Consider the following 12,931-nt stretch of genomic DNA (forward strand, 5'->3'; position numbering starts at 1 on the left):
AAGGAATGGAAATAATCGAAAAAGCATTTGAACAAGGACAAGGAGTATTACGCTTAGCACCAAACTGGGTACCTCGGTCGTTTTGTGTACCAGGGAGAAGAATTAAACTTCATCCCGATGATTATTATGTGCTCGGCGGCGAGCGTGGTGGGATCGATGAACGTTGGTTCTCTTCGACAACACCAGCAAAAAACGGTCCTCTGACAGGCGAATTCGAAGGTTTAAGCTTCGTCGTGTACGAACAAGATGGTAAAACAGAACAGGTTTTACTTTCAGACTGCGTGAATCACTTGAAGGGAAAGCTTATCGGTGATCGCATTTGGAATCAATACCAGGCATGGCCTATGTACTCAAAATTCTTCGACAACATGGGGCCGTTACCGCACCATATCCATCATAACGACGAAAAAGCAGCGGATATTGGGCAAGATGGCAAACCGGAAGCTTATTATTTCCCCCCGCAGCTCAATAACCACGGAGGCGATTTCCCTTACACGTTCATTGGAATTGCTCCAGGAACACCTAAAGAACAAATTAAAGAGTGCCTTGAAAATTTTTCAAAAGGAGACAACAAGATCACCAATTACTCTCAAGCTTACCGCCTAGAACCAGGCACCGGATGGGACGTTCCTCCAGGATTATTGCACGCGCCAGGAAGTCTTTGCACATACGAGCCACAAAAGGCATCCGACGTGTTCGCAATGTATCAATCATTGGTGAACGAAGCGATCATTCCTGAAGAACTACTTTGGAAGGGTGTACCTGAGGAGAAAAAAGGAGATTACGATGCGCTAATGGATATCATCGACTGGGATCTTAACGTTGACCCTGACATGATGAAAAATAGATTTATGGCACCTTTGCCTGTTGAAGACGAAGCAAAAATGGCAGCCTCCGGATATTCCGAAAAATGGGTCTGCTACAAATCAACTGCTTTCAGCGCCAAAGAGCTTACTGTATTTCCAGGACAAACAGTTACGATCACCGATGCCGCTGCGTACGGCCTGATCATGATGCAGGGACATGGAAAATTAAATGAATGGAGCATCGAAACACCAGCGCTTATCCGTTATGGTCAGCTAACCAATGATGAATTCTTCGTATCTGAAGAGGCCGCAAAGAGAGGTGTTACCATTCAAAATCATTCGCAAACGGATCCAATCGTTATGCTAAAACATTTTGGTCCGGACAATCCAGATTTAGTAATAGAAGGTTAATTTTTTCACCCATAAAATGTCTTTTTATGAACACATACAACAGACCAAAACTACATAATGCCACTTGGCCCGGCATTGTGGGAAAAGGAGACCAAGAGCCGATCATCTCGCTAGACGAACTGCTGGAAAAAACAGCAGCAGCGGAAGTAGATGGCATAAAATTCGATGGCGTGGATTTAGGTTTATTTGAAGCACACGTCAAACTCGACCCTTCAGATGACAATATCAAAGCTATTGCCGACAAAATCGGCGGTTACGGCCTGGAAATAGGAACATTAGTAGCGCCCATATGGCCCCCTGACGGTGGTTCGGCGATGGGAACCGCACAAGACCGCGATAAATTTGTAGAGGCTGTTCGAAAATCAGCGCAGATCGGTTCCAAGCTCCGTGACCAAGGCATACGTACAGCCAATGTAATCCGCATCGATTCGGCAACGGGCGTCGAACAATGGGCGCAGAATCCAGTAGAAAACACGAAGCTTATCGCTGAAACGTTCCGCAGAGCGTGCGATGTCGCTGCTGAATACGGCGAACGCCTAGCGGCAGAGGGCGAGATATGCTGGGGTGGGATGCAAAGTTGGAAAACGATGCTCGATACCCTAGAGCAGGTGGATCGGGACAATATTGGTTTCCAAGCTGACATGTCACACACCTTCCTCTACTTATTGGGATACAACGCCCCACAAGATCGCATCTTAAAACCAGACTTTACCTGGGACGATAGAGAAGAGCTGGAACGAGGCCTAGAATTCCTAACCTCGAAGCTACGCCCCTGGACAATAGACTTTCACGTCGCACAAAATGACGGCACTGTATTTGGCTCTGGATCACATGACAAAACAGGACGACACTGTTTGCCAACAGATCCAAATGGCAGACTAAACATTGCAAAAGACGCTGGTTACTGGCTTAAAGATGAAAACGGAAACCCAAGCAAGGCTTTTAATCATATTTGCTGGGACGGTTGTATGTTCCCCAATGAAGTTATGCACCAACAGCAAACATGGAACGACATCCTTAAAGCCTTAATCGACGTGAGAAACGCAAACGGTTGGACCGTTTAACAAAAAAGAAACACAATATGAGTAAGAAAGAACTAAGAATTGGATTAGTTGGTTGCGGATTCATGGGACGAACGCACTCCAACGGATATAATAGAGTAAGCAACTTCTTTCCGGACCTAGCCTACACCCCTGTGCTAAAGGCCGTCTGTTCGCGCAGTGAAGACAAGGTGAAGGCCTTTGCCGAGCAATGGGGATACGAATCATACGAGACCGATTGGAAGGCGCTTATTGCGCGTGAGGATATCGATGCTGTCGATATCTGCACACCCAACAATATGCACATGGAAATAGCTATTGCTGCCGCTGCGGCCGGAAAAATGGTGCTTTGCGAGAAACCGTTATCGCGAAATCTAGCGGAAGGCGAACAGATGGTTCAAGCAGTGGAGACGAATAATGTAAAAAACACTATATGGTACAACTACCGCCGTCTGCCAGCAGTAACGCTTGCTAAACAAATCATAGAGAGCGGCAAACTGGGGAAGATATTCCACTATCGCACCAACTTCTTACAGGACTGGACAATCAATGAAGAACTCCCACAAGGAGGCCGCGCATTTTGGCGAATGGATGCTGATGCCGCTGGATCTGGAGTAACAGGAGACTTATTAGCACACTGCATTGATCTTGCCATGTGGCTTAACGGCGGCATAGAAGATGTTTCAGCTGTAACAGAAATTTTCGTGAAACAACGCATGCATGAGGAGACCGGTAAGCTTGAAGATGTAAAGATAGACGACGCTTCTATTTTCCACTGTCACTTCAAAAACGGATCTCTAGGTCTATTCGAATCTACACGTTACGCCCGTGGACACAAAGCGTTGTTTACATTTGAAATCAACGGCGAAAACGGCTCACTAAAATGGGATCTACACGACCTTAACCGCCTAGAATATTTCAATAATTCCGATGACTCGACGCTTAAAGGATGGCGCTCAATCCATGTGACCGACGGTGACCAACCGTATATGAACAAATGGTGGGTACCTGGATTGTCCGTCGGCTATGAGCACTCTTTTGTACATCAAGTTGCTGATTTTCTTGCGGCCTTGGAGTCCGGCGAGCCTTGCCATCCGACCTTCCGTGATGCATTAGAGACTCAAAAAGTCTGCGAAGCAGTAATCGACTCGGCAAAAAACAGGCGCTGGGAAGATACCAACGTAGACTGGAATAACTAAAAGCAAACACCCACACAATGAAAAATATAATAAAAAACACTTACTTAAGCCTTGCACTGTCGGCACTACTCGTAGCCTGTGGAGGTAGCAGTGCCAACCAAGACACGACAAACGCTACTGCCGCCGCCGATTCTGCTAAACAAGACGGTTTCGTCGATATGTTTGAGAACAACAGCCTAGCAGGATGGAAGGGAGACACCACCTACTGGCACATGAAGGACGGCATCCTCAAAGGGGAAATACGAGAAGACCAAGAACCGTTGAAAAACAATACATTCTTAATATGGCAGGGAGGGGAAGTCGGTGACTTCGAGTTGAAAGCACAATTCAAAATTTCTGAAAAAGGAAATAGCGGGATTAATTACCGCAGCGACCTATTCACAGAACTGCCAAACGCCCTTAAAGGCTACCAAGCAGACATCGACGGCCAAAATCGCTACACTGGACAAAACTACGAAGAGCGCAAGCGTACAACACTTGCATACAGAGGTCAGTCGACGGAAATCCTCAATCCAACACCAGAAAACAAGGGGGAGTCCAAAGGCAATGCGTGGACCAATCTGAAGGTAATAGACACGATAGCTACAGATCAACAGATGCAAGCGTTCCTCAAACCAAACGATTGGAATGAAATTGAAATAAGGGCCAAAGGGAACAAGCTCACGCATCTACTCAACGGACAAGTTATCGCAGAGGTCACAGATAACGATACACAGAACCGTAAAGACAAAGGCTTGATCGGTGTCCAAGTTCACGTGGGTCCTCCCATGAAGATTGAGTACAAAGACATGAAAATAAAAGTGATCGAGCCTTAGAACGATAGAGTATGGAATGGAAAGTGCAACTACGGGATAGCCTACTGGCAAAGGCCAGCCCCGAGGAGAGCCGCTATTTACAACAAGCTGAACAGCTGGTTTTATCCGATTACAAATCAAATTTCAACAAGGTTTATCTCCCTCTTTCTCGGAAGTTAACACCGCAAACAAAAGAAACAATCATAAGCATAGCAAGTAGTGAAGACCATCCGCTGATTATTAATCAGTGGACGGTCTTACGACTCGCTCGGGTTTGGATGCTCAGTCTAATAAATGACGAGCCAAAGGAATACAAATCATTTATCGATAAGCTATTCGAATACGCCGACGTACAGGAACTTACAGCGTTGTATTCTGCGCTCAATATCTTCCGCTATCCGGAACTTTGGATAGAGCGCTGCCAGATCGGGATTCGCAGTAACATCGGTCCAGTACAACAGGCCATCATAGAGCACAACAAATATCCTGCTCAGAACCTTAATGAGGACGCCTGGAACCAAATGGTGCTAAAAGCATTTTTTACGGAAAAGGATATTCCTTATATTTATGGTCTTCTTGCGCGTGATAATGATCAACTTCAAGCATCGATCGTTGATTATATCTACGAAAGAGATTCGGCCCAACGGGAAATACACCCTCTGTTGTGGTTACTTGCCAAGGACAATCTACCTCCACGAGCGGTAGGGATATTAACGGAAAGGCTTAACAAGTCGATGAAAGCGGACGAGCGTTACATTAGCGAGCAAGTGTCTCTTCAAAATGCCCAAAGGACCATGAATACGGAAGAAATGGTCTCCAAAAGCAGCGAGGAACTATTAGAGAACTATTTAAACTTAAGGAATGTGTACAGAACTAAATAGAAATCCAGCAAGCATGGGAAGACCCATGCCGCTGGATTTCGACATCATAAAAGATTTAAAATTCGTCGATCCCCATATTCATATGGTATCGCGCACCACCGATGATTATCAGGCTCTATTCGACGCCGGGGTATTACTAGTCATCGAACCTGCTTTCTGGGTCGGACAGCCACGAACAGGCATCGACACTTTCAAAGACTATTACAATAGTCTTATCGGGTGGGAACGTTTTCGCGCTTCTCAATTTGGAATACGCCATTTCTGCACGATCGGTCTGAACTCCCGGGAGGCTAACAATGAAGCCCTAGCAGAACAGGTTATGGAACTCCTACCTCACTTCATTTATAAAGAAGGCGTATTGGGAATTGGTGAGATCGGTTTTGATGATCAGACGGCGACGGAAGAAAAATATTATCGCGCCCAACTTGAATTGGCTAAAGAGGCGGGAATACCGGTGCAAGTGCATACTCCTCATCGTGATAAAACCAAAGGAACCACGCGCAGTATGGATATTGCTCTAGAGCACGGATTAGATCCCGCATCGGTGATCATTGATCACAATTCTGAAGAAACTGTTCAAGAGGTTCTAGATCGCGGCTTCTATGCCGCATTCACTATTTATCCGTTCACCAAGATGGGCAATGAACGAATGGTAGAGATTGTCAAAAGATATGGGCCGGAGCGCATCATGGTAAACTCAGCGGCAGATTGGGGGATAAGCGACCCACTTGCCGTACCCAAAACTGCCGCTTTAATGCTACAAAGTGGAATTACTAAAGCAGACGTGGAGAAAGTAACTTACCACAACGCTCTAGCTGCTTTTCGAATTCACGAACACTTGGATATTAACAAGCTTGACGAGACTTTCTTTGCCGACCCAACCGAAAAATACGAGGGAAATACAATTTTACGAGGAGGTCAGCAGCCGCGGATAAATAAAGAATCAATTATTATATCCTAACTAAGCGCCCGAATGTTGAAACCCTGGATCCAACTTATCAGGCCCGCCAACGTGCTCACGGCAATTTCCGATGTGCTCGCTGGGGTGGCTTTAGCTTGTTTATTTCTCGATACGGACCTCCCTGCGGAAAACACGTTACTGCTCATCACGCTTTCGAGTATGCTCCTATACACAGGGGGCATCGTGTTCAATGATGTGTTTGATGCAAAACTTGACGCTACTGAGCGGCCCGAACGTCCGATACCTTCAGGAAAAGTCACTCGCAAAAGCGCTACATACCTAGCAAGTATAGCCTTCTTTATAGGCTGCATACTTGCTTATCAGATAAACCTTGCTGCTTTTGTGCTGGCTTTGGCGATCGTGTTGATGTGCTTGATATACAATGCTATTGCTAAACACCATTTTATAGCAGGGCCTATCGTCATGGGTACATGCAGGGGGCTAAATCTGCTGCTCGGGATGGCGGTAATCCCCGAAGCCTTAAATCACTGGTATATAGCGGCGGTCCCTATTATTTATATTGCCTCGGTGACGAATATCAGTCGGGGTGAAGTTTACGGAAACAACCGGACGGCAATGCTCGTCTCAGCAGCTTTGTATGCAATCGTGCTAAGCACATTGGTTTATTTCACTTTTACTTCTAAACATTTTCTAGCCTTGGCGTTCATTCTGTTTTTTGTTGCGATGATCTTGACGCCGCTCCTAAAAGCACTCCGATCTCTAGCGCCACAAGACGTCAGATCGGCGGTAAAATTTGGCGTGTTAGCGCTCATCCTTATGAATGCCAGTTGGATTGCGATATCCGGTTTTTGGGTACTCGCTTTAGCAATCTGCGCCATATTGCCCATTTCGATTTACCTGGCTAAAAAATTTGCCGTAACCTAACCTTTTTTTTGAACTATGGAGCGTACATTAGAACAACATTTTCGTATCGATTACCACTACAACATATATTTCACAGACGGATTATTCACTTTAGGAAACAATATGCTTCGAGAGTTTCTAACCCGGCTCAGTACTCCTCTGTTCAAGCAAAAGATACTTTTTGTATTGGACGGTGGTATGTTGGAAAAACACCCTAAACTATTTGATCAGATACGTAACTACTTTAAAGATATCGAAGACGTCAAGCTGACCAGCGAACCGCTGGTACTTCCCGGGGGCGAGATTTGCAAGAATCAGACTAAAAATTTGGAGCAAATTATTGCGGCCGTAGACCAGTATGGGATCGACCGGCATTCTTATATCGTCGCAATAGGCGGCGGGGCACTCCTCGATCTTGTTGGTTTCGCCGCAGCAATTGCGCACCGTGGAATAAAGCACATCCGCATCCCCACAACCGTACTCTCTCAAAACGATTCCGGTGTAGGCGTAAAAAATGGCATAAATTACACGGGGAAAAAAAATTTCCTTGGCACATTCGCACCACCAATAGCCGTATTCAATGACGCTGCCTTCCTACAAACCCTCGATAACCGTTCCTGGCTTTCCGGAATATCCGAAGCAATTAAGGTTGCATTAATTAAAGATCTTCCTTTTTTTAACTGGGTACAGCAACATGCAGAGGACCTAAGAAAGAAATCGTCTTCCCAGATGGGCGAATTGATATTCCGCTGTGCGGAGTTACATTTGGAACACATCCGCAAGGGAGATCCATTTGAACTAGGCTCCTCTCGTCCACTAGACTTCGGTCACTGGAGCGCACACAAGCTCGAACAAATGACACACTTTGAGCTTTTGCACGGAGAAGCCGTTTCCATAGGTCTTTCAATCGATGTTCTTTACTCATACTACTTAGGAAATATATCCGAGGAAGAGGCTCTTACGGTTGTCAACCTTTTTGTACAATTGGGCCTTCCAATATACCACCCCGTATTGGATAATGAAGATACACGCGTTGTACTTCTCGCTGGACTTTTGGATTTTCAGGAACATTTAGGAGGAAAGCTAACGGTCGTTCTTTTGGAATCTCTAGGAACGGGTAAAGACTACCACCAAATGGATCATACACTCATTCTTAAAGCGATTGACTTTTTAAAAATATATTCAAAAGAGAAGGGAATTATAAATGGAGCTCGCTAAATCGCACATATCCTATTGTAGTAACATTCATCCCGGAGAGGGCTGGCAAGAGCACCTCAATGAGCTAAAAACAAATGTTCCGCTTATTAAAGAGCGTGTCTCTCCCAACAAACCATTTGGGCTCGGTCTTCGTCTGTCGGCAAAAGCTGCGGAGGAATTGTCAGATTCTTCTGCCCTTTCCGAATTTAAAGAATGGCTCGCTCGTCATGACCTCTACGTCTTTACCATGAATGGGTTTCCTTACGGTGATTTTCACCTGAAGCGGGTAAAAGACCAAGTACACGCGCCTGACTGGACAACTAAATTACGCCTCAACTATACAAAGCGGCTGTTTGATATATTGGTACAGCTCCTCCCCGAACACCACCAAGGAGGCATATCTACCTCCCCCCTCTCTTATCGATTTTGGCATAACGAAGGGGATAACGACTGGAAAACCAAACGTCAAATTTGCACACAACACATACTTGAAGTCGCCGACCACCTGTATCAAAAAGAAACAGAGACTTCATTCTATATGCATTTAGATATAGAGCCGGAACCTGATGGAATGATTGAAAATGCTGCGGAATTTATCAGTTGGTACCTGGAGGAATTACTCCCTCTCGGGCAGGCTTATTTTCATGAACGCTATGGCTTGGAACCCGCAAAGAGCATCGCTCTCATTAAGCGTTATATATGCCTGTGCTATGACGTTTGCCATTTCGCACTAGAGTATGAAGATCACGCACTTTGTATGAATCAGCTATCCAAAGCCGGTATTGCAATCGGTAAGTTTCAAGTTAGCTCTGCTTTAAAAGTAAAGCTTGCCAGCGAACGCCAGCGCCGTGATGAACAAAAAAAGAAGCTGCAAGAATTTGATGAACCAATATATCTGCATCAGGTAATTGCAAAGGACAAGGAGGAGAATCTAATAAAATATCGAGACCTTGCCGATGCATTCGCCGATAACAACGACAACACACACACCGAGTGGCGAAGCCACTTCCATGTACCAATCTTCCTAGAAAGCTACGGTGAACTTGGTTCTACACAAGACGATATCCGTGAAGTCATGCACCTACATCAGCTACAACCTAGAACCAAGCATATCGAAGTGGAAACATATACGTGGGGGGTACTCCCAAAATCACTTCAAATACCAATTCATGAATCCATAGCAAGGGAGCTGAACTGGCTAGTGGAACTTTTAAATTCGAAAACATGCAAAGAATAGCAGTTATTGATATCGTAGGCCTATCAACGTCGATAATTGGGGAGCATACTCCTATCATCCGCGAATTTATAGAGAAGCATAAACTATACAATATAAAACCTGTACTTCCTGCTGTAACCACCAGCGCACAGACAACATACCTCACCGGGCTACATCCCAAAGACCATGGTATCGTGGGCAATGGTTGGTATGACAAAGACGATGCTGAAATAAAGTTTTGGAAGCAGTCTAACAAACTCGTACAGGGTGAAAATATTTGGCAGACGGCAAAAAAAATGAATCCCGCATTTACTTGCGCCCAGATGTTTTGGTGGTATAATATGTATAACGACGCAGATTTCTCCGTCACCCCGAGACCCAACTACCTCGCTGATGGTCGGAAGATCCCTGACTGTTATGCATATCCAGCATCCTTACGGGATGAACTCACAGAAAAGTTCGGGAAATTTCCTTTATTTAATTTTTGGGGTCCGAATGCCAATATTAAATCGTCTAGATGGATCGCAGACGCAGCGATGTATGTGGAAAGCAAACATCAGCCGACTCTCAATCTTATCTATCTGCCGCATCTAGACTACTGTCTGCAAAAATATGGACCTAGTTCTGCCGAAACACAGAAAGAACTTAGTCAAATAGATGCTCTTGTCGGTGAACTTATAGCCTTCTTTTCCAGAAGAAACGTCGAAATCGTCTTGCTTTCGGAATACGGAATCGCCCCAGTCAATAGGCCCGTACATATAAACCGCATACTGCGAAAAGAAGGGTTACTCGAGATTCGTATTGAAAGAGGTAGAGAGCTTCTCGACGCAGCAGCGTGCCAAGCTTTTGCAGTAGCGGATCATCAAATAGCACATATTTATGTAAACGACCAACAGGTAAAACAGCGGCTAAAAACGCTGTTAACCGACACAGCAGGCATAGCAAAAATATTGGATAAAAATGAGTTGACATCATACCACATCAACCACGACCGGGCAGGTGACTTGGTCCTTCTAGCAGAACCGGATTCTTGGTTTACATATTACTTCTGGGAAGACGACGCCGTAGCTCCGGATTACGCGCGCATGGTAGATATTCACAAAAAACCAGGCTACGATCCGGTAGAAATGTTTATGAGTTCTAAGTCAAGGGCTATATTTAAGCTTCTTCTTAAGAAAATAGGACTGCGAGCCATATTGGACATCACACCGCTTGACGCCTCTCTCGTTAAAGGATCACATGGCATAACTGATATAGCGCCTGCTTATCACCCCGTGTTTATTGGGGACATCGGTATTGACGGCGATACAATCAACGCGACAGATGTCAAACAGTTATTGTTAGATAAGATATTCGCAAATCAAGAAGCGAACAAACTTTCGCTCGCATGATCTAGAGGACTTAACAATTTTCCAACCGAGATCACAGGCAATTGCTAAGAATAGGATATTTAAAAAATATCCTATTCTATTTTTATGCCCCTGCTTTAAATTACTTCCAGTTTATCGTGTGATGTACAGATAGCAATAGGTGATCCGTCGCTTTATTTCTGCTAACATGCTGCATCATATATCCAAGCTGCAATCCTAGGCGATCTGTTAACTTATAACCGACCCCGCCGTACATTCTATTTCTATCGAACGTCTTGATATCTTGGGAATCATCTATATTTAAAAAAACTTCGTTGTACAATGCCAAATACACTCCCCCTGCATTAAAATCGCGCTTGGTTAACGGAACATCCACAAAAAGGGAATACCTGAACCTTCCCGTGAAATCCCTCCCCTCAATAAATCTCTCTTCCAACCTCAATCGATGTTTTATCCGTGCCCGTTTAAGAGGATGAGAAAACAACGCTTCTTGATAGATACGGTGCTCATTGGTAGGAAGATTGGGCGAACCTGGCTGTTCCGAATAAATAAAACCGTAACCCATTGTCCCTTGTAAATAAGGTTTAAACAGGTACTGCCCGCCCACACGAAATAAACTCTGATTATGATCCCCCACGAGCGTATGGTCTCTGAACTGAACCTCATGGTGAAGACTGAATTTGCTATCCTTAAATTTTGATTGCCCAAAATAAATCAACCATGATTGAGGCTGCTGTGCAAAACAAATAGACTGAAAGAAAACAACGACAAAAAATAGTAGAGCAATACGCATCTTCGAAAATAACACACGAGAAATGCACTTTCGAAAAAAGCATGTAACAATCTATACATATCCAGAAAAAAATTGCACAAACCTTTTTTTACTAAAAAATACAGCCTCGTAAAACAAGTTTGACACTTTAGACTTTATTATTGAGGGGGATCACAATAATCATAAAACGGATGATGTATAGCTTTAAACAAAAACAATTAATATTAATTACACTGTTAACATTTATAATCATGAGCGCCAGCGCCCAGAAATACCATAGCGACAAATTAATTACCGCAGCTTCTGTTGGTGTCTACCGCCCGATCGGTGTATCAGTAAGCTCAGACAACAGACTATTCGTGTCTTTCCCCAAGCAGAACGAGAACTATCAATTTGGATTAACAGAAATCGTAAATGGGGAACGCCTCCCCTATCCCGATGCGGAATGGAACAAACCAAAGGAAGCGCATAATCATTTCGTCAGCGTTCAAGATCTATTTATTGACGCCCAAGACTTTTTATGGGTCCTAGACTCAAAACCGTCGTCATCAGGGTCCATTTTCGGCAGCTCCGGTAAACCTACTGACGGACAGTTCAAATTGATAAAAATAAACACAAAGACAAATTTAGTAGAGCGAATCTATACCTTCGAAGATCTGAACAAATCAAAATCAGGACTAAATGACGTTCGTGTAGACATCGAAAACAAATTAGCGTACCTATCCGATCCCGGACAAGCCGCTATTGTGGTACTTAACCTTGAGACTGGCACTACCCATTCCGTTTTAAACGAGACACCATATACCTTAGCTGATTCATCCGTTGTACTTTCATATGAAAGAATCGAGATGCGAAATAAAGAAGGGAAACCGTTCATGTCAAATGTCAATGGCATCGCCTTGACCCATGATTTCAAATACCTATATTTCAAGCCGATAAATAAGACACATTTATTCAGGATCGAAACTCGTTATCTAGCGGATACTACATTAAATCACCAGGTTTTACGAACGAAAGTGGAAGACATGGGCGAGGTCGGCGTAACGCACGGACTGATTGCAGACAAAAAAGGAAACATTTATCTAACGAATTCATTAGATTACACGATTAAATACCTAACGCCGAATGGCGAAATGCATACCCTGGTTCAAGATTCTCGATTGCTCTGGCCTGATTCACTCGGTATCGGAACTGATGGTTATTTATATTTCTCATGTGCCCAGTTAGCCCGCGATCCGCAGTGGAATAATGGTGTAAATCGCATAGAACCACCCTACCATGTCTTTAAGGTAAAGCTACCCTAAATTATACGTGAGTATCCACGAAACCAGCCGCTCGAAATTATGGTAATGAAGCAGGAAGTCCCGAGCGTTTTAACCCCGCGGAGCATATCAAAAAATCAAAACACTGAAAATAAACT

General features: G+C 44.3%; 12 protein-coding genes. 11 read left to right on the forward strand and 1 reads right to left on the reverse strand.

Features of this window, described 5'->3' with window-relative positions:
- The first annotated feature begins 5 nt into the window (after positions 1–5).
- From HP439_RS01455 to HP439_RS01500, 10 genes are read left to right on the forward strand one after another with little or no spacing between them, the layout of a single operon-like run.
- A complete protein-coding gene (locus HP439_RS01455; RefSeq protein WP_172388570.1) occupies positions 6–1,217 on the forward strand; it encodes a cupin domain-containing protein in 1,212 nt (403 codons plus the stop codon).
- Positions 1,218–1,243: 26 nt separating this feature from the next.
- Complete coding sequence (locus HP439_RS01460; RefSeq protein WP_172388571.1) at positions 1,244–2,281, forward strand: sugar phosphate isomerase/epimerase family protein; 1,038 nt, start codon at positions 1,244–1,246, stop codon at positions 2,279–2,281.
- Positions 2,282–2,298: 17 nt separating this feature from the next.
- The gene (locus tag HP439_RS01465) at positions 2,299–3,456 is read left to right on the forward strand and encodes a Gfo/Idh/MocA family protein (protein WP_172388572.1); all 1,158 of its coding nucleotides are present in this window, start codon (positions 2,299–2,301) and stop codon (positions 3,454–3,456) included.
- A 17-nt stretch (positions 3,457–3,473) separates the two neighbouring features.
- On the forward strand, positions 3,474–4,271 hold the full coding sequence (locus HP439_RS01470; RefSeq protein ID WP_172388573.1) for a 3-keto-disaccharide hydrolase: 798 nt from the start codon (positions 3,474–3,476) through the stop codon (positions 4,269–4,271).
- A gap of 11 nt (positions 4,272–4,282) precedes the next feature.
- Complete coding sequence (locus HP439_RS01475) at positions 4,283–5,131, forward strand: EboA domain-containing protein (RefSeq protein WP_172388574.1); 849 nt, start codon at positions 4,283–4,285, stop codon at positions 5,129–5,131.
- Positions 5,112–6,092 (forward strand): TatD family hydrolase, encoded by a 981-nt coding sequence (locus HP439_RS01480; RefSeq protein ID WP_172388575.1) that lies wholly within the window; start codon positions 5,112–5,114, stop codon positions 6,090–6,092. Before HP439_RS01475 ends, HP439_RS01480 begins: the two co-directional genes overlap by 20 nt.
- 12 nt (positions 6,093–6,104) lie before the next feature.
- Positions 6,105–6,977, forward strand: coding sequence for a UbiA-like protein EboC (gene eboC, locus HP439_RS01485; RefSeq protein WP_172388576.1), 873 nt, complete (start codon positions 6,105–6,107; stop codon positions 6,975–6,977).
- A gap of 15 nt (positions 6,978–6,992) precedes the next feature.
- Positions 6,993–8,174: a 3-dehydroquinate synthase gene (locus HP439_RS01490; protein WP_172388577.1), complete on the forward strand. Its 1,182-nt coding sequence runs from the start codon at positions 6,993–6,995 to the stop codon at positions 8,172–8,174.
- Positions 8,161–9,390 (forward strand): metabolite traffic protein EboE, encoded by a 1,230-nt coding sequence (eboE, locus tag HP439_RS01495; RefSeq protein ID WP_172388578.1) that lies wholly within the window; start codon positions 8,161–8,163, stop codon positions 9,388–9,390. The genes HP439_RS01490 and eboE overlap by 14 nt, the downstream gene beginning before the upstream one ends.
- The gene (locus HP439_RS01500) at positions 9,378–10,760 is read left to right on the forward strand and encodes an alkaline phosphatase family protein (RefSeq protein ID WP_172388579.1); all 1,383 of its coding nucleotides are present in this window, start codon (positions 9,378–9,380) and stop codon (positions 10,758–10,760) included. The genes eboE and HP439_RS01500 overlap by 13 nt, the downstream gene beginning before the upstream one ends.
- Before the next feature lie 100 nt (positions 10,761–10,860).
- Here the strand turns inward: HP439_RS01500 and HP439_RS01505 are convergent, their stop codons facing one another.
- Positions 10,861–11,532 carry a DUF2490 domain-containing protein gene (locus HP439_RS01505; RefSeq protein WP_172388580.1) on the reverse strand — a complete coding sequence of 224 codons (672 nt, stop codon included), beginning with the start codon at positions 11,530–11,532 and terminating at the stop codon, positions 10,861–10,863.
- Positions 11,533–11,762: 230 nt separating this feature from the next.
- Between HP439_RS01505 and HP439_RS01510 the strand changes: the two genes are divergently transcribed.
- Complete coding sequence (locus HP439_RS01510; RefSeq protein ID WP_172388581.1) at positions 11,763–12,815, forward strand: L-dopachrome tautomerase-related protein; 1,053 nt, start codon at positions 11,763–11,765, stop codon at positions 12,813–12,815.
- Positions 12,816–12,931 lie beyond the last annotated feature (116 nt).

Source organism: Sphingobacterium shayense, assembly GCF_013179575.1.
In the GTDB taxonomy this organism is placed as follows: domain Bacteria; phylum Bacteroidota; class Bacteroidia; order Sphingobacteriales; family Sphingobacteriaceae; genus Sphingobacterium; species Sphingobacterium shayense.